The sequence below is a fragment of the Thiomonas sp. genome, from assembly GCF_054608695.1.
Genome location: NZ_JBTRXV010000001.1, coordinates 286,788 through 311,047 on the forward strand (window position 1 = coordinate 286,788; position 24,260 = coordinate 311,047).

A 24,260-nucleotide genomic window follows, 5' to 3' on the forward strand; every position below is an offset into this window, starting at 1 on the left:
ATTACGGCGCAGTATAGGCTCGGCCTTGTACGACGGCCGTGTGCCTGGACGGGCTTTCCCCCTGGGCCTCCGGCGGGGCGCCCGTCGCCAGCGCTTCGATGCCGTGGCCCGGAGTGACGGTCATCTTAGGCCCGATGCCGATGCCGTAGGGGGTCTTGTAGACCGACTGGCCAAAGGACGACACCGTTTGCTGAATTGCCTGCAGTTGTTCCGGGGTGGGAGCCGCGTCCCACTTCCCGGCATAGGGCTCCTGCGCCTGGGGTCCGGTGCCGAAGCCTCCCTTGGCCAGGGTCCGGATGTAGACCGAGACCCCCGGGGCGCCGGCTTTCTTGAACTGGCGCAGCGCATACTGGCTGGTTACCGCGCCTTCGATCTTCCAGTACCGTTTGGCGTTCGCGCGGTCACAGACCGGATAGTCCCAGGTCTTCTTGTCGAACACGAAGGGGTGCTGATGCACCTTTGCGCACAGGCGGTTTTCCGGTACCGTGCTGTAGACGACGGTCGGGACCATGGTGATGTGGAAGGCATCGTACAGCCGTGGATCAAGGGAGATGGCCGCCGACGCGCCTTTGCCGCCCACCAGTTGGTACAGATCCTTGGTGATGAACGTGGGGAGCGGCACATGGAGAAGGGGGCCGCGGAATACCAGCACGCCGCCGTCCCACATCGCTTCCTCCGCATAGGCCCGCAGCATGGAAAGGGGCATGGAAAAGGACACGAAGTAGAAGAGCTTGTCCACCTGCTGGGGCTTGAATCCCAGGAATTTGAGGATTTTCTCGCGATTGGCGGCCATGGCCGCATTGGCGATTCCCGCACCGCGTTTCCCCAAGGCCTTGGCCCATGGCTGGGACATGATCCCAGGCACGCTGGCGGGAATCAGTGGGGTGGTCTTCAGGATATGCTGGGCGTCCTTCATCCCCTGAAGCTGTGCCGGCGTTAGTTGCTGCGGGTTCAGGTTCTGGTACAGGGGACGGGCATACTGCGGAACGTACTGCATGTTCGGCTCTTTCTTGGCGGGAAGCCGCCCTTCCTGCAGAAAGGACTTCGTCGCGGCCGAAAGCTCCGCGGCCTGGGCCTGCCCGGGCAGCCATGCCGACAGCAGGCCCAGCGTGAACAGGCTGGCGCGCAAGGATCTGGCGAAAATCAGGTTCGTAGGCAACATTGTACTCCCGTCCACAGCAGGTAGGCCTCGTCATCAAAAGCCGGGAAGTTCTCGGGTGGCGACAGGCCCCATTCAAATTCGGATTCCCCGATGTAAATGGGCGCTCCGAAGGTGGGCAAGGGGAAGATCGGATCGATCCGGAACTCGGATTTGATGAGGATCGGCATCGGACCCGAGAAACATTCCGCCTGCGGGCCTATGGTGTCGCTCAGCAGTCCCAGGCGGGCGCTCCAGGCCAGGTACTTGGTCAACACCAGTCCGTCCATGGACTGGTCCGATTCCGTGGTCGGGCTGTTGCCGGTAAAAGGATAAATGCCGCCCCAGGCTCCGGCGCACCAGAACATCGGATCCAGGGGGTACCAGAAGGTCGATGCGACGGCGTCCACGATGCACATCGACTGGGCGATCGGATTCGCGAACAGGATGGCTTCCGGAGACAGGACCGCGCCCCACTCATCATTCTGCCAGAAGGGATCGATCTCGGTGAGATCGGCGAGCTGGAAACCGGACGAATTCAGGCAGACAAAGTCCGTGAACAGCCGGAGCAGGGAGAACACCGGGTAGACATACCAGTGCACCTGCTCACGGGACTGATCACTGTCGTCATCCTTGCCGCCGCCCTTCTGCACCGGCCCCATTTCGGTGGCGAACTCCGGAAGGATGTTTTTGCCGCCCAGGGTGATCAGGCAGCCCGGATCGCGCGTTATCTCCGCGATGTAGTTGGGCTCCCAGAAGGTGATGCCGATACCAATCATCGGGATACCGAAGAAGTGGGACGGACACACGCAAACGGGGGGTTCTTCCATCAGGGGCGGATCTTCGCTGCCGTTGCTATAGGTCACCCCCATGATGGAGATCGGCAGGAAGTCGTCCCAGTTGGTATCCGTGATCGGGTCGTAGAACCGTCCGTGGCAGGCGACACCGCCGCGAGACGAAGAAGCGGCCTGCGCCCCGATGGGCAGTGCCATCAGCCAGGTTGCCAGGCACAGGAGAATCGCGGAACCAGTGAGTCGTTTAAGGTTTAGCATGGGAAGTCTCCGGTCTGGCCCCTGATGGATGGTTGGCGATGGCGATTTGGGGCGGGATACCGCTCCAGTCCGCATTCAGGGTCGCCACCGAATACGGGGGCGCCATTTCGGTCAACGCCAGATCGTATTCGTGAATTCCGGTACCCACCCCCATCAGGGTCGGAAGCTTCCGGATCGGAAACCGGGCCAGGATCCCCTGGTTGGCGTAATAGACTGGCATGTCCAGGTGCTTGGCCAGCGCCTCCGGATTTCCCGCCGTCTCCACCAGATAGATCCCAGCGCCTCGCGCCTTGTACGCCGCCTCGGCGAAGGCCACCTGGGCCGGAACATTGCCGTTGAAAAACAGCATGTCGCTGGGCGGCCGCTCATACCGGAGTGGATTGACTCGTGTGCCTGCCGGGTACATCAGCCCCCACTCATAATTGCCGGACCGGCTTTTCTTCGGGCCATATACCGGTTTACGCAGGCGGATCGCCGGGTCGAACCAGACAGTCCTCGTCACGTGCGCCTGGGGGAAGTTCCACTGCGGCAGGGTGTCGCCCCAGTCATCGGCCTTCTTGACCAGCCCCTGCTGCACTTTGGACCAGTCAACCTGCGTGGCGGACTCCACCAGGAGTTTCAGGATGTTGACCTCGGCGATGGGCCAGGTCTGTCCCTGGACGCCCAGGTTTGTGGCTTGGGCATTGCCGATGCCGAACAAGAGGCCTCCGGCGATGGCCAGGGTCAGGATTCGCTGGTGCATGAGTGCTCCATTGATATTCTACAGTATAGCAGCAGAGATTTTCGCGTCATCGTACGGAAAACTGCTTTCGTAACGCGGCGATTTCCCGTTGCAGTGCGGAGGCGGACGCGCCCAGCAATTCCGGCAATTCGTCGAAGGCGGCGCCCCGTCGCAGATGGCCGATGATGGCACGTTGCCGTTCGGTCATGCCGGCGCAAACTTCCTGCACTCGTTCCGTATCCTCCAGACTCAGTTGGCTGTCCGGGTCCTCCCCGTCATACGCCAGCAGGTGTTCCCAACCTTCCGCAGCGTCCTTGGCGGATTCCTGACGGCCAACCAGCCGTTCGGTGATTTCGTCCCAGCTCAGCGGATCGACGAACCGGCGCAGGTCCACGCTGGTGTTTCCGTCCTCCTTGCGCCGGAACGCGCTGCCCGGCAGCCGGACCGGTAATCCGAGTTCGCGGCGTATCCGTAAGCAGGCATGGTGCGCGATCATGTTGGCATACGACGCGATCTGGCCGTTGCTCAAGTCGGTATCCGCCGTGTAGCTGTACCACGAGGCGTGAATCTCCTGCGCAGCGTCTTCCCGTAGGCCATACGGCACCTTGGTTTCCGCCAGGGCGATGTCCGTTAGTTTGCGTACCAGCCCCAGTTCTGCTATTTTTTCATATAGCTTGGGTCCAGATGCCGGCGTTTTTCGGGTTGTGGATGCGCGAGCGGATGCGGTTGGAGAGATGGTCACAAGATCCCCTGGAGGTTGGTTATGGAAGTCGTGGCAGCGTTGATGCTGGAAATGGAAAGAGGCAAGGGTATAGGAACCACCGTTACACGGCGGCCGGTGACGGGCGAACGCAAACTGTCCAGCTTTACCCTGGAGCTACAGGCCCTGGTGAAGCAGACGGGCTTGACCCACTCGGACTTTCTGGACGAGCTCATGGCGCGCACCGGGGTCTCGGTGTCCCGGGCGCGATTCAGCAGCTGGATGCGGGGGGCGGCGGAACCCCAGGAACCCGAGCGGGAAAACGTGCTGCTGGCCGCTCGGGCGCTGACCACCGAGGCCGCCCGGTATCCCAAGCCCCCCGTGGACTTACCGGCGGAAGTGGTTCGCGAGGCGGTAAAAGAGTGGCAACGAACCCTGACGCTGAAGCAGATCTCCGTCATCACCGGGATTCCCTTCATCACCCTGCGGTCCTGGGACCAGGGCCGGCATAAGCGGGTCCGGTATGCCAAGTGGCAGCAGGCCAACCAGTTGATGCAGCTGTGGCTGGATACCGGAGAGATCCACGGAACCGACGCCCCCACTCGGGAGACATTCCGCCAGGCGGTGGAGATCGTTCGCAAGCATCCGCGGCGTATCCAGCCGGAAACCGTCACGGCAAGTCCCGTGGAACGTAAAGTTGGAGTTCTGTCCCTTTCGAAGCCGAACACGACGGATGCTGGCTGAAAGTCGGTAACGCGAGAACCGCCGGTCCATCATCCCGCAAGTAGCCCAGGCCATCCGGGTTTCGCTCTCCTGGTAGCGTGAGACAGTCCAGCACCGGCTTGAGACCGCCGTAGGCATTGTCCCAGTCCAGCAGGCGCGCGCTCCGGCGAATCACCCGCAGGCGCGCCGACGGCAGCGGTAACGTCAGGTTCGCCGGGCGGGGAGCTGTTTCCAGGGCTTGTCGCCAACGGGATCGCAACACCCGGTAGGCTTGCGGATGCAGTCGCTTGATCTGGTTGTTGGACGGGCTCAACAGTGGTACCACCCAGCGGTGAACCAAAACCCCCAGGTCAGGCTCTTCCTCGTCCTCCAGCGCGGAGGTGATCTCCACTTCGACGTACCCGTGGGATCGCTTGGCCGGAAGTTGCTCCAGCCGGGGGGCGCGCGGCAATGATGCCGGGCTGTCATCGCGTACAAACCCGAGCCCGTCCGGATTGTTCTTGGACGGCATCAGCAGACAGTCCAGCAAGGGTTTGATGCCTCCGTAGGCATTATCCCAGTCCAGATTTCCCGCCGAATACCTCCGGAAGGTGATGAACGCCCGTTCCAGCGGCTGGGCCAGCCGTTGACCCTGGCTGGCCAGTTCATCCCGGTAGGCTTGCCGTATTCTTCGGTAAGCCCAGAAGTGCAGGCGCCGTAGCGAGTTGTTCGATGGCGTCAAGCGCACCGTAAACCGGAGTGGAACCATTTAGAACGACGTGTCCAGCGGTTTAGTCGGCGCAGAACCGCGCGGTACCGGCGCCCTGGATCGGCGCTGAAAGTCCCGGTCGGCCAGGATGTATTCTCTCACTAGCGTCTCGATGAGCAGACTTTGGCTGATCTCGTCCCCATGCGTCTCCTGGTAGGCTTGGCGGTAGGCCGCCAACAGGTCCGCCGTGCTTTGGTGGAACCCCAGGCTCAGCCGCACGATGGGGTCGGACGAGGTGACTTTTTTGAGCATCATTTTCTCCAACGGGAAGGGAAGGGAAGGCTGGCGCAACATATACCATAGGTATACAGACAACGACTGTTAGTGATTGTTACACTCATGCGCGGATGATGTCAACCGGGCCGGTAGCGGCTTGTCTCAGATGCTTATAATCGAATGTGCATCAGCCATAGAAAAATTATATAATTACCGTAAAAACCAAGAAGATCATGAAAACAAGGCGATAGCGGCTCTCTGTCATTGGCTCCCGGTGGCTTCCGACGATATACTAAGCAACACCCAACCCCCACCAGGTACCAGCCCGGCGATACCCCATGCGCACCCCTGTTTTGCGCGGAACGCCTAGCTGTCGCCTTCATTCGGAGAACGTCATGCTCGATCCTGTTTTCGCTGTCGCCTTTCCGCCGCTGTCGGTCGAGGACGCGATTCCGCTTTCGGATTTTTCCCGAGCCGTCTTGCAAGACCGGTATCTGCTGCCGGGAGAAACTCCGGATGGACTGTTCCAGCGGGTGGCGCGTTACTTCGCCGACGACGTCCCGCATGCCGAACGGCTCCTGGGCTACCTTCGCCGGCATTGGTTCCTGCCGGCCACGCCGATTTTGTCGAACGGGGGTACCGATCGGGGATTACCGATCAGCTGTTTCCTGACCTCGGTCGAGGACAGCATCCAGGGGATCTACGACAACTATACGGAATGCGCGATGCTGGCCAAGCACGGGGGCGGCCTGGGATCCTACTGGGGCAATATCCGGGCGCAGGGCAGTCCGGTCGGAGACATCGGCGAGAGCAGCGGGCTGATCCCCTTCCTCAAGACCGTGGAAACCAGCTTTCTCGCGGTTTCCCAGGGCAATGTGCGGCGGGGGGCCGGTGCCGTGTATCTGCCCATCGACCACCCCGAAATCGAGGAATTCATCGACCTGCGCCGGCCGACCGGCGGGGACGCCTACCGCCGGGCGCCGATGTTGCACCACGGGGTCGTGGTGAGCGACGCATTCATGCTGGCCGTCCAGGCCGGCACGGATTGGTCCTTGCGCGACCCCCACACCGGGAAAATCATGAAGACGGTTTCCGCTCGAGCCCTGTTCGAGCGGCTGATCCTGGCTCGCGTCGAATGGGGCGAGCCGTACCTCCTGTTCATCGACACCGTGAACCGGGCGGTTCCCGATTTCCACCAGGCGGAATCCCTATGGATCACCCAGAGCAACCTGTGCTCGGAAATCCTCCTGCCGACCACGTCCGACCGCACCGCGGTTTGCTGCCTTTCCAGCCTGAACCTGCGCTACACCGACGAGTGGTTGGGCAACGAGGAGTTCGTCCGGGACGTCATGCATTTTCTGGACAATGTCCTGGAGGATTTCATCACGCGGGCGTCCAAGATCCCCGGTTTTGAGAAAGCCGTGGCCTCGGCACGGGCGGAACGATCCGTAGGCCTGGGCGTAATGGGCTTTCACTCCTTCCTGCAATCGAAGAACATTCCCTTCGAAAGCGCCATGGCTTCCTCCTGGAACCGAAAAATCTTCAAGTGGCTGGATCAGGCTTCCCGGGCGGCTACCGTTCAGTTGGCGGAAGAGAAGGGGCCGTGCCCGGATGCGGCCAAACATGGCGCCATGGTCCGCAACGCCTACCGGATGGCCATCGCCCCTACTGCCAGCATCAGCATCCTGGCCAATTCCGTATCGCCATCCATCGAGCCGTTCAACGCCAATGTGTTCGTGCAGAAAACCCTGTCGGGAGCGTTCACCGTCCGCAACCCGGAGCTCAAGGCTCTGCTGGCTGGCAAAGGGATGGATACCGACGAGGTCTGGGACAGCATCCGGCTGCATCGCGGATCCGTCCGCCACCTCGACGGCCTGACCGACTGGGAAAAGGACGTCTACAAGACGGCCATCGAAATCGACCAGCGCTGGGTTCTGGACCACGCAGCCGACCGGGCACCCCATATCGACCAGTCCCAAAGCGTCAACCTGTTCTATGCCGCCGACGTGTCCAAGCGGACCCTGACCGAGCACGTGTTCCGGGCTTGGCGCAAGGGAGTGAAGAGCCTGTACTACAACCGCTCCCGAACCGAGCACCGGGCCTCCACCGCGGAAGGGAATCTGCTTCAGTACCTGGCACCGGCCGCACCCCCCGTACCGGAATCCGTGGCGGAAAATGTCATCCCGTTTCCGGCTACCGACGAATGCCTGGCTTGTCAGTGAGCCTGCAGCTCTGCCCATTTTTTCAGGAGATATCACCCCAATGATCGAAGCACCCGTTCCCGCCGCAAACCTGTTCACCCCCAGCACGGCCTACAAGCCGTTCCGGTATCCCTGGGCCTTCGAGTACTACGATCGCCAACAGCGCACGCACTGGCTCGCCAATGAAATCGTCATGGGCCCGGATGCCAAAGACTGGCAAGCGATGCCGGCGGCGGAACGGAACCTGCTGACGCAGGTGTTCCGATTCTTCGTTCAAGGCGACGTCGATGTGTCGGAAGGCTATTCCATGCGCTTCCTGCGTCGCTTCCCTGTGACTGAAGTCCGGATGATGCTGAACGCCTTCGCCAACGTGGAGTCCATCCACATGCACGCCTATTCCTTGCTGCTGGATACCGTGGGCATGCCGGAAACCGAGTACCAGGCCTTCAAGGAATATTCCGCCATGGCCGCCAAGCACGATTATCTTCACCGCATCCCGGACGACACCATCGAGAATCTGGCCTTCTCCCTGGCGGTCTATTCCGCCTTGATCGAAGGCGTGCAGCTCTTCTCCAGTTTCGCCATCCTGCTGAACTTTACCCGCTTCGGCAAGATGCTCGGCATGGGCCAGATCCTGGCGTATTCGGTCCGCGACGAACAGCTGCATGTCGAAGGCAATAGCCGGCTCTTTCGCCAGATGCTGATCGAATTTCCGGAAATCCATACGAAGGCCATGCGGCACCGGATCCAGGATGCCGCCCGCGACATGGTCGGCCTGGAGGAACGGTTCATCGATCTCGCGTTCGAACAGGGCCCCCTGAGAGGTCTCACCCCCGCGGAAGTGAAATCGTTCGTACGCTACATTGCGGATCTCCGGTTGCGTGGCCTGGGTCTCAAGCCCATTTTCAAGGATGGAAAGCCGCTCGCGTGGCTGGAAGATCTCCTGGCCGGGGTGGAGCACGCCAACATTTTTGAGGTCAAGGGGACTGAATACAGCCGGGGCGCGACAACGGGGTCCTGGGAGGACGTATGGGCCGCTATGGACCTGCAGCAGGAAAGCTTGCGAGATCGAGCCGAAGCCGGTTCCGTCTGAACACGGGGCGGGCGACAATCAGAAGGGGGCAAGCGTAGGCTTGCCCCCTTCGTACTCCCGGGTATTCGTATTTTGTGGTGTTTTTCTTACTTGTTACGCCGTAACGAGCAGCCTAGAATGTTACTGTGTGACAATCAGGGGGATACCATGGCAAAGAGCAATGCGGAGCGGCAAGCGGCCTATCGCGCACGACACCTAACAGATGAGGATGGCAATGGCGAGCGCTTGAACCTGGTGATCGATGTGCACGCGAAACGGGCTTTGAAACGGCTGGCCTTATGTTACGGCGTAACGCAAAAGCTAATCCTGGAAAAAACGATCCTTGGTGCCGAGCGGGTGGTTTTGGAGAAAGTCGCTCATTTGCCAAACGGACATTCAGAATATTACGACGGACGCCTCAAGATGACTGACATGATCGTTACGCCGTAACGCAACAAAGCCGGAGAGGCCACCCGCACCCGTCCAGACCGGTCGCTGGACTTATGCCGGCCAGTGTCGCCAGGCCCACTCGTTCGAGAATCCGGGTTTGCGCTCCCTAGGCCACATGATCCAGGTTCTGGGCCGGAAGCGCCGCCGGCAGGGGGGTTTCCGCGCTGGCGTCTGGGATCAGGGTGAACAGCAATCGTAAAACTTCCGGGGCGATCCGCTCCTCTTCCGCGACCTTCTCCAGTTCGGCCGCCAGCACCGCAGCCCCGGAACCACTGCGCGACTGGACGTCTTCCACCAGCATCCGGACGAAGTCGCTCCGATGGGAGATGGCGGCAACCCCCGCGGCCAGGGCATTCGGCGCATCGTCCGCGGTGGACAGCCGGCCCTGCAGATTGAAGACCTCCACGCCGGGAGCATGCGCGATCGGGTACCGGCGCAAGCCTTCGAGCGGCGTCCAGGCCAGCACGCCGGGGGCGTAGTCCAGCGCATCCACGCTGACTCGGGTGATGTTGCCCGGATTCACCCACAAGGTATGGCCCACCTGTACCGATGGCTGTTCCAGGTGCATGTGGCCGTTGACGACCAGATCGCATCCGGCGATTGCAAACGGTTCCAAGGCCCCGGGATAGGCTTGCTTGAAGCGGACATCGGTATGCGTGATCCAGATAGCCTGATCCGGCGTCTCCGCGAATAGGCCTTCCACCGACTGGGGAATCGCTTGGCCATAAGGCGTGCCTCCGAGACCGACCAGGACCCCGTTGCAATCGATCAGGTCAAAGGCTCCGTTGCCGATCAATTGCAATAGCCCGGTTTCGGCCACCGCAGCCAGGGTGGTGCGATCCGTCAGAATGTGCTCCTCCAGGTCGTGATTGCCGACCAGGCACCAGGGCGTCCGTTCGGCCAGCCGTAACGCCCGGAACAGGTGGACCAGCATCCGGGCCTCGGAATCACGCTCCCGGTGGAACAAGTCACCCAGGATGACCGGCTGCAGGCACAGTCGATTGGCCAACCGGAAGGCCTCCGATAGCGAGCCGGCGACCGTCGCGGCGAAGTCGGCATCTTTCCGTCGACCCGGAGAGGTCGACGCGATATGGGGATCTCCGATGAACAGAAAACCTTGGGTATTCGTCAGCATGGGAACTTCTCCAGGTGTTGGCCACATAAGGGGCAGGCGTCGCCCAACTCGTGCAGGTAATTCTCCAGTTCCGTGCGGGCATCGGCTTCGGCCGACCGGCTAGCGGCCATGGCGGCCTCCAGCCCCGCAAACTCCCGCTCGGCGCTCACCCACTGCTCGCCGATCGCCAGTATTTCGGCCGTAGCCCGCAATTGCGGCAGATCGGCCAGGTCCGGTAGCGGCTCCTGGACCAGACGGGCCAATCTGCACCATTCCCGCTCTTGCCAAGCGAGCTCGGCCACCGGACGTAACGTGATATCCGGAACCATCGCCGGGACGGTCATCCGGCTAATCTGCTCGATCCGCGCCTGGAGAGCCAGCGCTTGGGCCAGCGCTTGGACATCGTGCAGGGCAGGGCGCTCCGGCAAGTCCTGCAGTGGGCTCAACTCCCGCTCGAGGCCTAGTGCCTGGTCGGTTGCCCGGATCAGCTGGCCGCCCAGCCCCTTCAGGGACTGCAACCGCTGGTCGGACGCTTCGCAAGCGCTGGCGGCGTTTTCCGCGCCGGAAAGTTGGTCGGCGACCTGATCGAGGCCCTGGAAGCGGCGTAGCCGGTTCAGGACCGCGTCCAGTTCCAGTTCGCCGGAGCGCACGGTGGCTTGATCGTCCTGCACCATTTTCCGGTAGCGGGCCATCAGTTCCGGCAAGTGCCCGGCCTCCTGGCCGACCGAGAGCACCGATGCCTGTTTGGTCGCGGTTTCGTTCAGCAGGAAGATGGGCGTCTTCTGATGCAATAGCTGGATGTCCAGTCCGTCCAGGCGGGCGATGCCGAGAATTTCTCCCAACCACTCCGGCAGGCCTTTGGCCGACGTGGATTCCCGTTCGACGCTGCCGTCCGCCCGCTTGAGCGCCCATCGCATCTTGGGGCTGCCTTTCGCTTGGCGGGTCCATTCCAGGATCCGGCCATCCTCCAGGCCAAGCTCCACCCGGGCCTGCTTGGCGCCATGCCGGATCAAACCGTCGTTGCTGTCGCCATAGGCCACGCCGCGCAAAGCCGAGGCCACCGTGCTCTTGCCCGCGCTGTTGGAACCGATCAGGGCGTTGACCCCGGGGGCGAGGACCACGGTGCTGTCCACGAAACGACGGACGTCCTGCAGCCGGATATACCGGATGCCCGGCTGACCGGCCTCCCATTCCGGCGTGGCTTGCTCTCGCGCTTCCGTCTGGTCTCCGATCTTGGATAGATGCACCAGATGGGTCCGGGGATCGAATAGCAGGGGGTCGTGGTGACTGATGAAAAGCGTCTGCACCTGGGCGGTAGCCGCGAGGTCAGCGAACACCGAAACGAACTGCGGGACGATCGCCGGGGAACACCAGTTGTCGGCTTCGTCCAGCAGCAGGAAAGGACGCAAGCCGCTCCGGGCCAGGGCGATCAGGCGTAATCCGGCGCAGACCGTATTGGTCAGGGCGCCGCCATTACCGTCCCAGACGTCCTCCTCGCAGCCGTCCCGTTCCACCGCGATGGACAAGGCGGGGATGCCTCGGCCGGCGTCCAGGTGCATGCGGATGGTCTGGTCTCCCTGCAACACGTCCCGGATCAGGGCCGTCAGCAGGGTCTCGAAGGTGCCCAGGGACTTTTCATGCAGCCGCCGCTGGGTGGCCTCCAGCAGACGCTGGGCTTCGGGTTGCAGGGCCAGCCGGGCGCGGGCGGTGCCGAGCTGCCCCCGCAGCGCGTCTTCGCGCTCCTGGTCGAGCCGGTAGGCGGCCTGCCAGCGATCGGCTTCGGCCCGATACCGTCGCAAGGTCTCCGAGACGGAATCCCGCTGCTCAGGCATGGGATTCTCCGGCAGCGTTCGCCCGTATCCGGGCCAGCCCTTGTTCGGCTTGGCTCAAGGCCTCGGCGAAGGCCGTCAACCTGGCCTCGTTTTCGGCCTCCCATTCGGCCTTCAACCGGCGAAGGGACTCGACATCGTCGACACCGTACTGGGCACGGGCCTGCTCGCGGATCTCCTGCAACCGGGCCTGGGCCATTTCGCGCTTGGCCTGCAACTGGACCCGTTCCGCTTCCAGTGCCCGGTGTCGTTTTTGCAGTTGCTCCAGTCGTTCGGTAGCGCTGAGTTCAGCCATGAGAAGCCTCCTGTATGCGTAAGATGCCGGACGGTCGACGTCCAATCAGATGTTCGGTATACCTATGGCCCGCGTATATTATAGCGCAATCCGGCTTCGGACGGAACCTCGAAAGGCGTGATTCCGGCGGCGGCCCGCGCCTGAAACAGGGAAAGGACCGGCGCGTGAGCGTCGATCCTCGGAATAATGGTAGGGTATGTTTGTTTCGATCCACGCCCAGCGATAAAGCCGGGGCGATGCGGTGTTCTCAACCCCGGTAGTTGGCGCCAACGGAATTGGCGCGGCGGGCTACCGGGGCGGAGGTCCGGGCGGAGGTGGCATGACGGACTGGGCGGTTGCCCAGCCCCCGGAAGATCAGGATGGCGCCGTAGGACAATGCCACCCCCAAGATACCGAAGCTGATGACGAACATGAGCCCGACTATTACTGCCTCCATGACACACTCCTTGGCGGGGGTTTCCCGCATAATTTGGCCTGTCTGTAATATAGGAACTGATATTTTAGGGAACTATCGGCCAATGCGGTGCACCAATGGTTGAGGATCTGTCTGGAAATGCCTGTTAGTAAACTGTTCACAAAGGGTGCAAGCTGCGGTATAGTACAAAACAGGCCCGTAACCCGGACCATGATATTTCGGTTCCATAGTCTAATTTTTAAGGAGTTCACCATGAGTATTATAAAGAAGACACCAGAGCAGTTGGCTGCGGAAGTGCTCGCCGCGGGAAAGGATCTTCGTAAGGAACGGACGAAACGGAAGGTCACCCCTACGGAACGGCGCACCGGCTGGACGGCCGGCATCACTGACGAGGAGGTCACCTTGCGGGGCTGTACGCTCCTGGCATGGCTGATCGAAGCCGCCAATGAGCGTGGGCTGCAGCTGAAGGAAATGGCGGAGGCCATCGGCGTGACCTATGGGTATATCCACCAGTTGCGCACTGGCATCAAACCCATCCCCGGCTTGTCCGAAAAAGTCATCGACGGCTGCGCGAAGTTTCTTGGTGTGCCGCGGCTGGCCATCCTGGTCGCGGCGGATATCGTCAGAGTCGACGACTTCTACCTGGAGCCAGATAGCCTTTCGGTTTACCTGGAGCCTGCGTTGCATCTCATGCAGCGGGACCCCGAGTGGGGCGCGTTCGTGCATCCCAGCGTGTTCAGGGCCGAGCCCAAGGTCCAGCATCTGTTGATCCTGCTTTATGAGGAGGCCACCAACCGGAAGCTGATCCCCACCAAGGTGAATCTGCAGGGCCTGCTGGATGCCCTGGGGGAAGAGGTCCCGGAAACTACCGCCAACGACGCGCCGGTGCCCCCCAAGGACCGGTTAAACTAACAGGAGAGGAGTCTTCATCCGACGGATGTAGATTGAAACATCTCAGTTTAAGAAAGCCCGCACGTCGGGCTTTCTTTTTTAGGTGTGGCCAACGGCTCAGCTGGGATCCAAATCCAGCAAGGCCGCGCTTTCCAGCGGCAGGTCCCGGGCGCGCACGCTCAGTCGCAGCAGGGCGCCGGGAACCATCCGCTGAATCGCCTGGATCAGGCGCGTCATCGTGTCGCTGGGGTGGGCGACAAATACGGCGCAATCCAGAAAATCCCCGAGCAGCAGCATCTGGTCCAGGGTAGGGGCCTGGCCGAGCACGATCTGGCGCAGCAGGGGGAATGAAAACCTGCGCGCCAGCTGGGCCTCCGTAGTGGGCGGCGCGTCCTGGTCAAACAGGGTGTAGTCAATGGTATCCGGCAGCATATGATCCTCGAGTCTTTAGCGGCGTAACTTTTAGTGGCGTTCAGTTCTACGATGGTGGATTTTACACCTCCATCCTTCTCCGCGCAAGTAGTTGTGGCTGTGCGGCAACACTGTCTAAATATACAGTTCTTCCCCCGCAAAGGAAAGATCCTGGGAGTCCGGGGTCGAGATCCCCACGGTTGGCGTTGGCGATAGCGCAGGAAACCTCTGCAGCCCCGTAAGGTACGGGGTGGGGGTTCACGCCGCTCCTGGGCATGGAAAAGGCCCCGGTTTTCCGGGGCCTGGAAATGATCTGATCAGCGTGAGGAAGCACCCAAGGCGAATCCGGCACTGGACGCCGTTTTTTGCAGGATCTCGCTCGGGTCGTCCACGTACACCGGGATCTGGAAGGTCATGCCGTATTCGGGATGCGTGATCCAGAGCGCCTGCTGGGCACGCTGGAAGTCAAAGTTGTTGAGGTAAGCGTACTCATCGTAGCCCTTCAAGGACCCATTGACGATCACATTGTTGATGATGCCGTACTGATGGAAGTGACCCATGACCGCGTAGTCATAAGGACGGCCTACAATGCCCGAACGTTTGCGTTTCCGATTGTCGCCCTTCATCAGGGATGGCCAGATGCCGCCGACGCCGCTGCCGCCCTTGAACTGGTCTCCGTGTGTCAGAAGGTACCTGGTGCCGTATAGCTCGTAGGTGTAATCGGCACTGTCAGAGATGTGGACATGGGCGTTAGGGACCTTGCTCAATTCTTGCGCGACCAGAATGTACGTCATGAAGTCGAAATTGTTGAGCACTTTGCCCTTGGCGGTGGGCTTGCGCTCCATGCGACCATGATTACCCACGACGCAAGCGACATGCACCACCGGGAACTCGGCGGCCAACTGCGCGATGCCGCGGGCCAAATGCTGACTGAGCTCGATGCAACAGGCCAAGATCTCCTTCTCGTTGGACCGCTGCAGTTCCTCATGGATGACTCCGGAAACCATGTCCCCCCCAAGGTCGACCACGAGGCCGTCATACGTGGAGCCGGACAGGTGCGTCAGCAACAAGTCTGCGGTGCTGCGGAACATGCGGTCCAGCCGTTTGTTGGCGATTCCAATATCGTAGGTGTTCAACCCGCCGATCTGCGCTCCGTCCACGACCTCGCCATAATGCAGATCCGAGCACATCAAGGTGGGGATGCCCGCCAGTGTCTTGTCGCCCTTCCGAGTGAGTGGCGGGAACATCGGCCCCTGCGGCGCCGCCGCGCGCATCTTCTGCGCCTGTTCCAGTGCTTCCTGCAACACGGCTGCCGTGTGCTTGTCAGCACGCTCCTCGGCGCGCACTTTTTCAAGCTGTCGACGCGCCTTCATGAGATCGGATCTCGTCTGCTTTTGGACCAGTTCCGCTTCCTCGCGGAGCGATTCCACGGCCAGCATCCGATCCCAGGCATAGACTCTGGACCGAATGCCTTGCCCCCCGACCTTCTTTCGGCCTAGGTAAAAGCCGGCGAGCATCCGTTCCTGCTGCGGGGTGAACACCTCGTTCGCCAAGCCGCTACGGATGGCCAGGATTCGCCCGCCAGGGCGGTCCAGGATGGCGCCATGGGTGCCCCACTGGTTCTCTCCGATCATGCCGTTTTCCAGACTATCCTGGAGACCGCTGATCACCTTGCCCACATCCATCGTCTGCTTGTCCATTTACTTGCCCCTTTTGTTGTCCTGGGTGGTGGTCTAACCACCATGCTTGAATATAGGCACGAGGTTTCCAGGCCCCGCACTGGATAACCAGGCTTCCCGCCGGGAGATATCCCGCTCCCGAAAATAGGATGGCCCGCCCGGGCACCCCGCGCTGATTCCATTTATAGGTCGGCGCCGATACCCCTGGGCGGCGGGTTTCGTCGGCTTTTGGGTCTCCGTTCGGCATTTATGATGGGGCGGTTCCAATAGCCCCTGCGGGGCATCATGGGGCGTGAACACCAGTCTGGTTTCCGTAAATCCCGATATTCGTCCCCGGCCCGGCTCCCGTTGGGAGGCGCTGTCATCGGTATCCCCCGGCCACGGAAGGCGCCATGGAGCCAAGCCTTGGGCCGGACACGCCCGGCCAGGACCAGTCTCGCTGGCATTCCCGGTACCTTGGGCGCGCCTGGGGCCAGGTCCCGCCCGACCTCCCGCTCTTTCGGATCATCTCCGGATGGTCTTGCCGTCGTGGCTGGCACCGGCTCGGAACCAGCCCAGCGGGGCTCCGTCCGGAGTGTCCAGCCGGAGACCGGATTCCCATCGCCCGTTTGGCGGTTGCTTTGGCCCGCCAGCGGGGTCTACGAGGCCCACGACGACAGCCCCGGTTCGTTGGCTAGGCCCCGCCCAGCTTGACGGAATCCGCCGTTCGCGGCACCGGCCAAGCAATTTATGATGGGGCGTTCCTATCGGAATAGGGGGCACCCAGCCCAAGGAAGGAGCCCCCTATCCACCATGGGACGTGGCCCCCGATCGGGTTTCCGTAAATCCCGGTGTTCTCCCCCGTTTCCACCTCCCGTTGGGATCTCTCGGCGCCCCTGTGGCACCAGCGCCCCGGCCGTCCTTACCCCGTCTCGCCGCTGGCGAAGCCACCGTTCGTCGCGTCGAAAGGAGGCCCGGCTCCTGGCCCCGGACCGGTGCCTTCGCCAGGGTCGTCCCCGGCCGCCGATACGGCGCCTGGACCGCCGCAAGGCGCGGGTCGTCCCCGGTAGATATGGCCGTCTTCCGGGCGGGCGAAGACCGCGCCCGAACGGTGATCGTGGCGCTCAAGGGTGGATTTATCATGGGGCCTGTGAACCAGAAACCCCGTAGCCGCCTTCGTCGGCCACGGGGTTTCATCATGGGGCGCGACCCCCGTTCTGGTTTTCGTAAATCCCGGTATTCTTCCCGGGTTCACCTCCCTTTGGGAGGCCCGAATGGACCGAGCGTCCGGCGCAGATCGTGGAGCCTCCGCACCAGGCGTTCCCGCTCGGCGGAAAGCTCCAGGACCTGACGGATACGGGAACTGGCCAGCGGAAAGCTGGCGGCGAAGATTCCGGTCCGGCGTAGTTTCCGGAGTGGGAAGGGGACCGGATGCGCCTGCCAGGGGTGCCGTTTGTTCCGCGGATGCCAACGCCATTGCTTCCAGCGGACGTGCGGGCAACCCAGGCATTTCTTCCCGCAATCGGCCAACTCCAGGAGCACGACGCCATCCTTCTTGGGCTGGTCCTCCCGCAGCAGCTGGCGCAATTCGCGCAAGGTGTCCTCGATTTCCTGGAGCCGGGTCAAGGCCGCCAGGCAGACTTCTCCCGCTCGCCGGACCCCGATGGATAGACCGGTTTCATCCGGTACAGGGTCCGGCGCTGGCCGGCTCCCAGACGGCTCCAGCCCGGCTGGTTCAACCTGGTCGAAGAGATCCTCGACAGACGGATCGGCATTCGAGTCCATACCGGTTTATCGCCTGGAATCCGGGAATAGATAGTGGACCAGGACTTCCCGCAGCACGTCCTCGAACCGGAGCTGATGGCGCCTGGCATACGTCCACAGGATCTCACGATGCTGCGTCAATGGCCGGACTTTCAGGGTTACGGAGGCCTCCCCGTGGCTTGGCTTCAGTACCCGTAGGCGGGTGGCTTCTCCGGGTCCGCGCCGGGCCTCCGGCCGCTCCAGCCAAGCCCGCACGGCATGCGCCCAGAACCAGGTTTCATTGCCCTGATGACGGATGACGGCTTGACGGTATGGTGGCCCGATCCGCTCGGAGACGGCCAGGGAGAACCGCACCGGCAGGTCATCCAGGCTGGGGGTCGCCGGGGGGGAATCCGACCAGGACGCCTTGGCCCAGACGGGGAAAGGCGTGGTCGCACGGGGGGCCGGTCGGGTTCGGGTGCTGGTCGGTTTATCGGGAAGGGGCATGAGATTTCCAGGATTAGGGGCGAACGGAAGATACGTCGAATGTTTCGCGTATCGATGGTGGCCAGCGGAGGACCGGAGGATGCCAGCCGATGGTTTCCAGCCAGCCGATATCGAGGCCCCAGGGCCGTCGACTGCGTTGCCGCCAGGTGGAAAATGCCTCCTGGGCGTAGGCCACCGTCGTGGCGAAGCTCCAGCCGTTGATGGCGGCCAGCCAGGCCATGGCCTGCGGAAGCCTGCCTTTCTGTTCGGCGAAACCCAGGTGCTTGACCTCGTGACAAGCGGGGCATAAGGCCCAGATGCTGGTCAGGACCTGCCAGGATTCCGTGTGTCCGGCGGGCATCGGCAGCTCGACATAGGTCCACTGCTCATGGGCTTCCACCGGATGGCTGGAACCTTTTCCGGCGCAGATCTCGCACCGGTATCCGGCGTTTTGGTATGCCTGCCGACGAATCCCGTCCCAGTCTTCCGGGGGCAGGATAGAGCGCAGATTGCTGCAGATCGTCGTGGCCGGCACCAGCTCCACCGTGAGGCGGGGCAGGGCACAGGACTCCAGGCCGCCAAAGCGGGTTTCCGGGCTGGAATCGATGGGCGAAGCCGTGGCCATCAGAAGTTCCAGGGCCGGAATTGCGTCGAAACCGGAGTTTCCGAGCGAATCATCCCCCGCGTGCGCAGGGCGTGTTGCCGATGCTTTTGTTCCTCTATCATCCGCTGAAGCCGGATGATGGCAGCGTCCGCTTCACGCTGCCGCGCAACCCGGGCGGCGTCCTCCCGTTGCCGGACGAGCAGACGTTGTCCATTGATCTTGCGAAGTTGCCAGGCGGGTACGAGCCATCCGGCCAGCAAGATCAGCAGCAGGGCGGCCGTCCACGCATAGGCGGCAACGACCAGGATTTCCACCGGTTCGCTGTGGGCCATGCGGGCCATTTCGGCGCCGACGAACGCGCTGCCGCCGGCCCAGATCGCGAGGAAGCTGGACCAGCCCGCCAAGTATTTCACAGGATAGGGCAGGGGATCCGCGATATCGGTCCGGATCGCCGAACCCCCGTGGAAGGCGGCCAGAAGTTCGCCGGGCGTCAGTGCCAGGACGCCGGCGCCAATGAGCCAGATGGCGCCCACCACACTGATTTCCAGGCCATAAAAAAAGCCGTTCGGATACCTTGCGCCGAACCCCCCGACGAGGATCGCTCCCAGGCCGGCGAGCCACCAGCGAAGCCGGTTCGCGGCCTTCGCATCTGTTCGTTCCACTGTCCCGGTCGTCCCAAACGCGGGCGTTACCGGCGCCGATCGGAAGCCGAGGTCCCGGGAGCTGTGGTGCGCGGTATCCGGAGCGCCGAGCATTACCGGGCCGGTTTGACAACCGATGGATGGATGGCTCCAGGGATCTGGCCTAGCGCCGAAATCAGCTGCTGATCGATGGCTCGAGCCGCGCTGTAGGCCGGGGTATGGACCGCTTCCACCGCGCGCCGGGCATACGAGATCCTCGTATAGTCCCCCTTGCCAACCAGGGTGACGGTCCGGGGGCAGAGCGTCGTGGATTGCCAGTCCGCGCTCAGCAGATGGCTGAAATCGTAGGGATTGCAGACGGAAAGGCTGACGATTGCATCGTATTTTCCGAGATTGAAATCCGGAATTTTCAAGGTGGCTTGTCTGGCCTCGATCCGGTGCAGCACGTTCATGGAAAAGACCACGTCGAAGTGGTTCCTGGCGAGGATGGCCTTCACTTCGGGCAAGGCCTTGGCCATCGGCAACCGCAGGTCTTCCCGGTAGAACGGCTGGGCATCGCCGGTTTGGCAGACGGTGGTCTGCAGGTCTTCCTGGAATGCGGCCGGCGTGATGGGAGCGGGGCATTTGGTCGCGAACGGGGCGGTGGCGGGCGCCCCCGCCTGCCTGGGCCCGACCGGTAGGTTGGCCCAGGCGGTAGCCGTCAGCAGAGTCAGCAGGCTGAGGCCGAAAAGGACGGGTCGGGGGTGATGAGTAACCATGACAAAGCTCCTTCAGTGACAAGCAGCGGAGCAGCCCCTGAGGCTGCTCCCTTGATGGCGGCGAGACTCAGGCCTGGACCGCCTTGGCTCCCTTGTCGTCGGCTCCGGATTCCGGCCGGCGGCCACGGTGGTCTGGTACCCAGCCCCAGGCCGACATCCGGCCGTCATTGAGCATCTGTATGGCGCCGAACGCTCCCCAGACCATCAGGTTGGCCAGCGCATAGGCCGTCACCCAGGTGAAGATCAGGTAGTCGTAGTGGTTTTCGCTCAGGATCTGCGAGGCGGCCAGCGCTTGCGTGGTGAAGCCCTGGAACCCGGGCCATTGCTGCCAGACAGGGTTGACCCCGAGCAGGGCGGTCAGAAAGTAGATGAGTGCTTTTGGCATGGAAGTTCTCCCGTAAGGGTGGTGGTCACCATCGGTACACGGCCGGATGGCCGGGTTTGGTGTCGGAAGTATAGCGTCCGTTGTTCCGGTGCCGACCTATGCGCCGGGTAGCGGTCAGGCGGCCACGGTGAGCCGTTGCGGGAACACCAGCAGGCCCTTGGGCAGATCCCGCAGGAATTCGGACGCCGCGACCGGATCGCCCAGCCGGCCAAACTGAAACCGGCGCTTGGCTCGCGACAGGAACAGGTGCCGCTTGGCTCGGGTGATGGCCACATGGAAGAGGCGGCGTTCTTCTTCGATGGGCGCTTTCGGGGACGGAAATTCGCCATCCTCCAGCGCGACGATGAACACCACCTGGAACTCCAGGCCTTTCGCCCGATGAATGGTCATCAGGCTGACCGCCGGCGTGTCCTTGCCCGCAGTGGCGTCCGCCTCCAGGACGGTTTCCGCCAGGAAGTCCGCGAGCAGGTCGGCGTTCGGCGCCCGGTCGGAATCCGCCAGCCAGCGGTCTTCGAATTCGGCTGCGGATTCCAGCAGGGTTCCCAGCCGTTCGGCCTGCGCCTCGCCTTTTTCGAGATTGCTCTGTTCCGTGGCATACCACTGCCGTAGCCGGGTTTCATCCAGGACGATCTTCAGCAGGGCGGCGAGATCGCGGCCGGACCAGGCGGGGCGCCAGTCGGACACCATCTGGACGAAGGGCCGGAGCTTGTCGTCGCCGAGGCCCCGCGCGGCGTCGAACAGGCTGCAACCCCAATACCGGGCGCGATCCGCCAGCTTGCCCAGTTTGGCCGTTCCGATGCCGCGCGGCGGCACATTGATGACCCGGCGCAGGGCCAGGTCGTCTTCCGGATGGGCGATCAGCCGCAGGTAGGCCAAGGCGTCCTTGATCTCCTGGCGCCGGTAGAAATCCGTGCCGCCGTACACCCGGTAGGGAATGCCGCTTTTCAGCAGGGCTGCTTCGAGGTCGCTCGAAAACCGGTTTTTCCGGTAGAGCACGACGATTTCCGCCGGGGAAACACCCTGCTGCCGCAGGGACTGGACCCGTTGGGTGATGCGGCGGGCCTCCTCCCGGCTATCCTGGTAGACTTCGAAGGTGATGGGGGTCCGGTCGGGGCAGCGGGTCCACAGGGTCTTGCCCAGGCGGTCGAGGTTCCGATCGATGACGGCGTTGGCCGCCTCCAGGATGGCTCCGCCACACCGGTAGTTCTCCTCCAGCCGGTGCAGACAGGCGTGGCTGGCCGCGATGAACCGGGGCAGGATGTCGGGACTGGCACCGCGCCAGGAGTAGAGGCTCTGGTCATCGTCTCCGACGACGGTCGTGCGCGCCTTTTTCCAGTCCTGGCTGATGGTCTCCAGCAGTTGATACTGCCAGGGATCGGTGTCCTGGAATTCGTCGGCCAGCACGAAGTCATAGGCCTGGCGTACGGCTTCCCGGGCTTCGGCATATTCCGCGAACAGCCGGTTGGGGACCAGCATCAGGTCGTCGAAATCCAGCACGGCGTTGCGGGCTTTCTCCGCCTCGTAGCGCAGATACAGGTCCAGCAAGGGGAGCGGGGCGGGAGGCCCGTCCGCCTGGGCGGCGGGTTCGAAACCTCCGGTCGGGCTCAGGCCGGGCCAAACCTGATGGACCATTCCGTACCGATAGCAGCGCTCTTTCCAGTGGGAGAGCGCCGGACGGACTTCCTCCGGCTTGATGTGGTTCAGGCGCCAGTGGGAATCCAGCTTCATGAGCCTGCGGATCAGGGCGAGAACGTCATCATCGTCCAGGCACTGCAGATTCCGGGAGAGGCCCAGCACGCCGCCGTACTGCTTCAACCAGCGCAGGCCGATGCCGTGGAAGGTTCCGGTACGCAGCCCCTTGTTCCGGTTCGGCAGCAGGTGGCGCAACCGTTCCTGGATCTCGCGGGCGGCCTTGTTGGTGAAGGTCAGCGCCAGGATCTTCGCCGGATCGGCTCCCTGGGCGATCAGCCAGGCGATCCGGTACGTCAGCACCCGGGTTTTACCGGTACCGGCCCCGGCCAGGATGGCGAGGTTCTCCGTCAAGGGGGCCGTGACGATGGCCTGCTGCTCCGGATTCAGGCCGGCGATTTCCCGTTCCAGCGGAGAGCTCGGGCGAGGTCTCGGCTGGATTACGGATGGTTCGGCATCGGGAAGCAACAACGGTTGGGTGGCCATGTCCGGTTTTTCAATGGGCATCTTCGGCGGCGGCCTGGTCTGCGGCACGGATCATTGCTTGTTTCCATGCAGGTGGTCCACCAAGAGGAAGAAAGGGCACCCCCAGGCCGGCGCCCAGGCCTTGCCAGCCGCGGGTATCATCGGCACGGGTCATTTGGCCGCTCCCTTGCGGGCCGGTGAGACGCTGACGGCGCTTTTGGGCAACGCCATGATGAAGGGCATCTTCCCGCCGGCCAGGATCCGGGGGAGGCGTCCGTTCCACTTCTGGACGGCTTCCCACTGGATGAGTTCGGGGGTCACCGAGACTTCCTTCAGTTTCATGGCTTCGGCTTCGGCGGTGGCGGTTACCACCTTTTGCTTGGCCTGAACGGTCGCGCGCTGGAGCTCGTACGTCGCCTGCAGGGCCTTTTGCTGGGCGACCTGCTTGCGCTCGATGGCGGCGGAGAATTCCGGGGAGAACGAGAAATTGGTGATGTTCACGCTGTCCACCACGATGTGGTAGGGGAGCAGGTTCTGTTTGACCATGGTCTCGATGCCGGCGCGCACCTGGTCCCGGTGTACGATCAGGTCTTCCGCGTTGTACTTGGCGGTAACCGCCTTGACCGCGTTGGCGACGTCCGGGGCCAGGATGTTCTGCTCCACGGCTTTTTCGCGGCCGAGATGCTGATAGACCCATTCCGAGTCCTGCGGCAGGATATGCCAGTTGATGGCCGCAGTGGTCTCGACGTCCTGCAGGTCCTTGGACGCGGCCGTTTCCGGCACGGAATATTTCTGGACCCGGACATCGATCTTGGCCACGCTCTGCATGACCGGAATCAGCACGTGGATACCGGGGTCCAGGACGCCTGGCTGGACGGCGCCGAAGTCCATCAGCACGCCGCGTTGGCCCGGCCCGATGGTGGTGACGGACAGCGCCGTGGCGGCTAGGATGGCGGCCACGGCGGCGCCGATGAGACCGAGCTTGACGGGCGTGGAGGACAGGGGGGACGACTGGGACATGCGGGCGTTTCCTTTGCGGCGGAAGAGATCCGGAATGGACATGGGGCTCCGGTTTGCAATATGCGAATTTCATTATAGCAGAAGTAATGCTAAACCGGAAGCAATGGCCGAAGCCTATACTGGGCAGGATATTCAGGAGAGATCTCATGGCACATGGACGAAATAGGACAGATCATGCCCCGGAACAGGCCCAGGCGGAGAAGCAGGCCCGGCGTCTGAAAGCGGTACAGCAACCCCTGTTTCTGTGGGCCACGGTGGTTGGCCAGCACATTGGGGCCGCAGGGGTACTGGAGGCGGAACACGACGCTCCCGGACCCGGCGCGAAAGACGCCTATCGGGTTCTGTTGACGCAACGATGGTCGAACGCGCCTCTTGTGCTGGTAGGCCATCCGGATGGCGAACCTAGGCCCCTTCAGGAGTTCATCACGCTTGCGGCCTGGTTGATGAAAACCCAGTTTGCGGCCGGTATCCGTGCGCGTTACGGGGCCGAGGCGCCGGACGTCGATGCAGTGGAATGGGTCCAGCACCGGAACGGCCGTTGCTGGCGGTATACCGATTTGGATGTGGAAGAAGGTTGGGCCAGTGTGGGCCCCATCGAGGATATAGGCGGCATCCAGGTCTTGAAAGCTCGGCTTTCGCCGGAAACTGGGTACACGCTGGGCGAACAGAAAGTCCGGTTGCCCGCCACCTGGTTTTCGGTGTTCATGGGGGCCGGCCTCCTGCATTATATGGGCGAAACCTTCGTCAACGCCGGCCCGGACCAGGCGAAAGCCGTCTGGAACTTCTGATTCGTAACCGGCCTAATGGCCGGTTTTCTTCTGCGGAGTCGGGTGAC

The 24,260-nt window shown here is 62.6% G+C and carries 26 protein-coding genes; 6 read left to right on the forward strand and 20 right to left on the reverse strand.

Annotated elements, in window-relative coordinates:
• Position 1: 1 nt before the first annotated feature.
• The 4 genes from ACYCUK_RS01855 to ACYCUK_RS01870 are packed head-to-tail and all read right to left on the reverse strand — an operon-like array spanning position 2 to position 3,515.
• On the reverse strand, positions 2-1,129 hold the full coding sequence (locus ACYCUK_RS01855; protein WP_461593142.1) for a TrbC family F-type conjugative pilus assembly protein: 1,128 nt from the start codon (positions 1,127-1,129) through the stop codon (positions 2-4).
• A 14-nt stretch (positions 1,130-1,143) separates the two neighbouring features.
• On the reverse strand, positions 1,144-2,190 hold the full coding sequence (locus tag ACYCUK_RS01860) for a TraU family protein (protein ID WP_461593143.1): 1,047 nt from the start codon (positions 2,188-2,190) through the stop codon (positions 1,144-1,146).
• Positions 2,177-2,932, reverse strand: a complete 756-nt coding sequence (locus ACYCUK_RS01865) for a hypothetical protein (RefSeq protein WP_461593144.1) — start codon at positions 2,930-2,932, stop codon at positions 2,177-2,179. The genes ACYCUK_RS01860 and ACYCUK_RS01865 overlap by 14 nt, the downstream gene beginning before the upstream one ends.
• A 46-nt stretch (positions 2,933-2,978) precedes the next feature.
• A complete protein-coding gene (locus tag ACYCUK_RS01870; RefSeq protein ID WP_461593145.1) occupies positions 2,979-3,515 on the reverse strand; it encodes a hypothetical protein in 537 nt (178 codons plus the stop codon).
• Positions 3,516-3,674: 159 nt separating this feature from the next.
• On the opposite strand from ACYCUK_RS01870, the gene ACYCUK_RS01875 reads away from it, so the two are divergent.
• Entirely contained in the window at positions 3,675-4,355 is a 681-nt protein-coding gene (locus ACYCUK_RS01875) for a hypothetical protein (protein WP_461593146.1), read from the forward strand.
• Here the strand turns inward: ACYCUK_RS01875 and ACYCUK_RS01880 are convergent.
• Complete coding sequence (locus ACYCUK_RS01880) at positions 4,282-5,055, reverse strand: hypothetical protein (RefSeq protein ID WP_461593147.1); 774 nt, start codon at positions 5,053-5,055, stop codon at positions 4,282-4,284. The two genes, ACYCUK_RS01875 and ACYCUK_RS01880, sit on opposite strands and share 74 nt — an antisense overlap.
• Before the next feature lie 27 nt (positions 5,056-5,082).
• Positions 5,083-5,334 carry a DUF2274 domain-containing protein gene (locus tag ACYCUK_RS01885; protein ID WP_461593148.1) on the reverse strand — a complete coding sequence of 84 codons (252 nt, stop codon included), beginning with the start codon at positions 5,332-5,334 and terminating at the stop codon, positions 5,083-5,085.
• Between the two features lie 359 nt (positions 5,335-5,693).
• Here ACYCUK_RS01885 and ACYCUK_RS01890 point away from each other — a divergent pair, with 359 nt between their 5' ends.
• From ACYCUK_RS01890 to ACYCUK_RS01900, 3 genes are all read left to right on the forward strand, one after another.
• The gene (locus tag ACYCUK_RS01890) at positions 5,694-7,520 is read left to right on the forward strand and encodes a ribonucleoside-diphosphate reductase subunit alpha (RefSeq protein ID WP_461593149.1); all 1,827 of its coding nucleotides are present in this window, start codon (positions 5,694-5,696) and stop codon (positions 7,518-7,520) included.
• A gap of 40 nt (positions 7,521-7,560) precedes the next feature.
• A complete protein-coding gene (locus ACYCUK_RS01895) occupies positions 7,561-8,592 on the forward strand; it encodes a ribonucleotide-diphosphate reductase subunit beta (protein WP_461593150.1) in 1,032 nt (343 codons plus the stop codon).
• A 147-nt stretch (positions 8,593-8,739) separates the two neighbouring features.
• A complete protein-coding gene (locus ACYCUK_RS01900; protein ID WP_461593151.1) occupies positions 8,740-9,021 on the forward strand; it encodes a hypothetical protein in 282 nt (93 codons plus the stop codon).
• A 106-nt stretch (positions 9,022-9,127) separates the two neighbouring features.
• Here the strand turns inward: ACYCUK_RS01900 and ACYCUK_RS01905 are convergent, their stop codons facing one another.
• The 4 genes from ACYCUK_RS01905 to ACYCUK_RS01920 form a co-directional block, all read right to left on the reverse strand.
• Positions 9,128-10,156 (reverse strand): metallophosphoesterase family protein, encoded by a 1,029-nt coding sequence (locus ACYCUK_RS01905; RefSeq protein WP_461593152.1) that lies wholly within the window; start codon positions 10,154-10,156, stop codon positions 9,128-9,130.
• Entirely contained in the window at positions 10,150-11,967 is a 1,818-nt protein-coding gene (locus ACYCUK_RS01910; RefSeq protein WP_461593153.1) for an AAA family ATPase, read from the reverse strand. Before ACYCUK_RS01910 ends, ACYCUK_RS01905 begins: the two co-directional genes overlap by 7 nt.
• On the reverse strand, positions 11,960-12,259 hold the full coding sequence (locus ACYCUK_RS01915) for a hypothetical protein (RefSeq protein WP_461593154.1): 300 nt from the start codon (positions 12,257-12,259) through the stop codon (positions 11,960-11,962). Before ACYCUK_RS01915 ends, ACYCUK_RS01910 begins: the two co-directional genes overlap by 8 nt.
• A gap of 247 nt (positions 12,260-12,506) precedes the next feature.
• Positions 12,507-12,695, reverse strand: coding sequence for a hypothetical protein (locus ACYCUK_RS01920; protein ID WP_461593155.1), 189 nt, complete (start codon positions 12,693-12,695; stop codon positions 12,507-12,509).
• Between the two features lie 231 nt (positions 12,696-12,926).
• Here ACYCUK_RS01920 and ACYCUK_RS01925 point away from each other — a divergent pair, with 231 nt between their 5' ends.
• Positions 12,927-13,586: a helix-turn-helix domain-containing protein gene (locus tag ACYCUK_RS01925; RefSeq protein WP_461593156.1), complete on the forward strand. Its 660-nt coding sequence runs from the start codon at positions 12,927-12,929 to the stop codon at positions 13,584-13,586.
• Positions 13,587-13,682: 96 nt separating this feature from the next.
• On the opposite strand, the gene ACYCUK_RS01930 is transcribed toward ACYCUK_RS01925, so the two are convergent.
• The 10 genes from ACYCUK_RS01930 to ACYCUK_RS01975 all read right to left on the reverse strand — a co-directional run bounded on the left by ACYCUK_RS01930 (position 13,683) and on the right by ACYCUK_RS01975 (position 23,467).
• Entirely contained in the window at positions 13,683-13,997 is a 315-nt protein-coding gene (locus tag ACYCUK_RS01930) for a hypothetical protein (protein ID WP_461593157.1), read from the reverse strand.
• A gap of 296 nt (positions 13,998-14,293) precedes the next feature.
• Positions 14,294-15,676 (reverse strand): ATP synthase subunit B family protein, encoded by a 1,383-nt coding sequence (locus tag ACYCUK_RS01935; RefSeq protein WP_461593158.1) that lies wholly within the window; start codon positions 15,674-15,676, stop codon positions 14,294-14,296.
• Between the two features lie 1,209 nt (positions 15,677-16,885).
• Positions 16,886-17,419: a hypothetical protein gene (locus ACYCUK_RS01940; protein ID WP_461593159.1), complete on the reverse strand. Its 534-nt coding sequence runs from the start codon at positions 17,417-17,419 to the stop codon at positions 16,886-16,888.
• Between the two features lie 478 nt (positions 17,420-17,897).
• A complete protein-coding gene (locus ACYCUK_RS01945) occupies positions 17,898-18,488 on the reverse strand; it encodes a hypothetical protein (protein WP_461593160.1) in 591 nt (196 codons plus the stop codon).
• Positions 18,488-19,129: a hypothetical protein gene (locus tag ACYCUK_RS01950; protein WP_461593161.1), complete on the reverse strand. Its 642-nt coding sequence runs from the start codon at positions 19,127-19,129 to the stop codon at positions 18,488-18,490. The genes ACYCUK_RS01945 and ACYCUK_RS01950 overlap by 1 nt, the downstream gene beginning before the upstream one ends.
• Before the next feature lie 92 nt (positions 19,130-19,221).
• Positions 19,222-19,866, reverse strand: coding sequence for a hypothetical protein (locus ACYCUK_RS01955; protein WP_461593162.1), 645 nt, complete (start codon positions 19,864-19,866; stop codon positions 19,222-19,224).
• A 67-nt stretch (positions 19,867-19,933) separates the two neighbouring features.
• Positions 19,934-20,251, reverse strand: coding sequence for a hypothetical protein (locus ACYCUK_RS01960; protein ID WP_461593163.1), 318 nt, complete (start codon positions 20,249-20,251; stop codon positions 19,934-19,936).
• Between the two features lie 114 nt (positions 20,252-20,365).
• Positions 20,366-22,426, reverse strand: a complete 2,061-nt coding sequence (locus ACYCUK_RS01965) for an ATP-dependent helicase (RefSeq protein ID WP_461593164.1) — start codon at positions 22,424-22,426, stop codon at positions 20,366-20,368.
• Positions 22,427-22,436: 10 nt separating this feature from the next.
• Positions 22,437-22,580: a hypothetical protein gene (locus ACYCUK_RS01970; RefSeq protein ID WP_461593165.1), complete on the reverse strand. Its 144-nt coding sequence runs from the start codon at positions 22,578-22,580 to the stop codon at positions 22,437-22,439.
• Positions 22,577-23,467, reverse strand: coding sequence for a prohibitin family protein (locus tag ACYCUK_RS01975; RefSeq protein WP_461593166.1), 891 nt, complete (start codon positions 23,465-23,467; stop codon positions 22,577-22,579). The genes ACYCUK_RS01970 and ACYCUK_RS01975 overlap by 4 nt, the downstream gene beginning before the upstream one ends.
• 104 nt (positions 23,468-23,571) lie before the next feature.
• Between ACYCUK_RS01975 and ACYCUK_RS01980 the strand changes: the two genes are divergently transcribed.
• Complete coding sequence (locus ACYCUK_RS01980) at positions 23,572-24,213, forward strand: hypothetical protein (RefSeq protein WP_461593167.1); 642 nt, start codon at positions 23,572-23,574, stop codon at positions 24,211-24,213.
• The last annotated feature ends 47 nt before the right edge of the window (positions 24,214-24,260 follow it).

What these genes read in the sequence shown, in the direction of transcription:
- ACYCUK_RS01860 (WP_461593143.1), bottom strand. Translation starts at nt 2,190, where the DNA reads ATGCTAAACCTTAAACGACTCACTGGTTCCGCGATTCTCCTGTGCCTG.
- ACYCUK_RS01865 (WP_461593144.1), bottom strand. Translation starts at nt 2,932, where the DNA reads ATGCACCAGCGAATCCTGACCCTGGCCATCGCCGGAGGCCTCTTGTTC.
- ACYCUK_RS01875 (WP_461593146.1), top strand. Translation starts at nt 3,675, where the DNA reads ATGGAAGTCGTGGCAGCGTTGATGCTGGAAATGGAAAGAGGCAAGGGT.
- ACYCUK_RS01885 (WP_461593148.1), bottom strand. Translation starts at nt 5,334, where the DNA reads ATGCTCAAAAAAGTCACCTCGTCCGACCCCATCGTGCGGCTGAGCCTG.
- ACYCUK_RS01890 (WP_461593149.1), top strand. Translation starts at nt 5,694, where the DNA reads ATGCTCGATCCTGTTTTCGCTGTCGCCTTTCCGCCGCTGTCGGTCGAG.
- ACYCUK_RS01895 (WP_461593150.1), top strand. Translation starts at nt 7,561, where the DNA reads ATGATCGAAGCACCCGTTCCCGCCGCAAACCTGTTCACCCCCAGCACG.
- ACYCUK_RS01900 (WP_461593151.1), top strand. Translation starts at nt 8,740, where the DNA reads ATGGCAAAGAGCAATGCGGAGCGGCAAGCGGCCTATCGCGCACGACAC.
- ACYCUK_RS01905 (WP_461593152.1), bottom strand. Translation starts at nt 10,156, where the DNA reads ATGCTGACGAATACCCAAGGTTTTCTGTTCATCGGAGATCCCCATATC.
- ACYCUK_RS01910 (WP_461593153.1), bottom strand. Translation starts at nt 11,967, where the DNA reads ATGCCTGAGCAGCGGGATTCCGTCTCGGAGACCTTGCGACGGTATCGG.
- ACYCUK_RS01915 (WP_461593154.1), bottom strand. Translation starts at nt 12,259, where the DNA reads ATGGCTGAACTCAGCGCTACCGAACGACTGGAGCAACTGCAAAAACGA.
- ACYCUK_RS01920 (WP_461593155.1), bottom strand. Translation starts at nt 12,695, where the DNA reads ATGGAGGCAGTAATAGTCGGGCTCATGTTCGTCATCAGCTTCGGTATC.
- ACYCUK_RS01925 (WP_461593156.1), top strand. Translation starts at nt 12,927, where the DNA reads ATGAGTATTATAAAGAAGACACCAGAGCAGTTGGCTGCGGAAGTGCTC.
- ACYCUK_RS01930 (WP_461593157.1), bottom strand. Translation starts at nt 13,997, where the DNA reads ATGCTGCCGGATACCATTGACTACACCCTGTTTGACCAGGACGCGCCG.
- ACYCUK_RS01935 (WP_461593158.1), bottom strand. Translation starts at nt 15,676, where the DNA reads ATGGACAAGCAGACGATGGATGTGGGCAAGGTGATCAGCGGTCTCCAG.
- ACYCUK_RS01940 (WP_461593159.1), bottom strand. Translation starts at nt 17,419, where the DNA reads ATGGACTCGAATGCCGATCCGTCTGTCGAGGATCTCTTCGACCAGGTT.
- ACYCUK_RS01945 (WP_461593160.1), bottom strand. Translation starts at nt 18,488, where the DNA reads ATGGCCACGGCTTCGCCCATCGATTCCAGCCCGGAAACCCGCTTTGGC.
- ACYCUK_RS01955 (WP_461593162.1), bottom strand. Translation starts at nt 19,866, where the DNA reads ATGGTTACTCATCACCCCCGACCCGTCCTTTTCGGCCTCAGCCTGCTG.
- ACYCUK_RS01960 (WP_461593163.1), bottom strand. Translation starts at nt 20,251, where the DNA reads ATGCCAAAAGCACTCATCTACTTTCTGACCGCCCTGCTCGGGGTCAAC.
- ACYCUK_RS01965 (WP_461593164.1), bottom strand. Translation starts at nt 22,426, where the DNA reads ATGGCCACCCAACCGTTGTTGCTTCCCGATGCCGAACCATCCGTAATC.
- ACYCUK_RS01970 (WP_461593165.1), bottom strand. Translation starts at nt 22,580, where the DNA reads ATGACCCGTGCCGATGATACCCGCGGCTGGCAAGGCCTGGGCGCCGGC.
- ACYCUK_RS01975 (WP_461593166.1), bottom strand. Translation starts at nt 23,467, where the DNA reads ATGTCCATTCCGGATCTCTTCCGCCGCAAAGGAAACGCCCGCATGTCC.
- ACYCUK_RS01980 (WP_461593167.1), top strand. Translation starts at nt 23,572, where the DNA reads ATGGCACATGGACGAAATAGGACAGATCATGCCCCGGAACAGGCCCAG.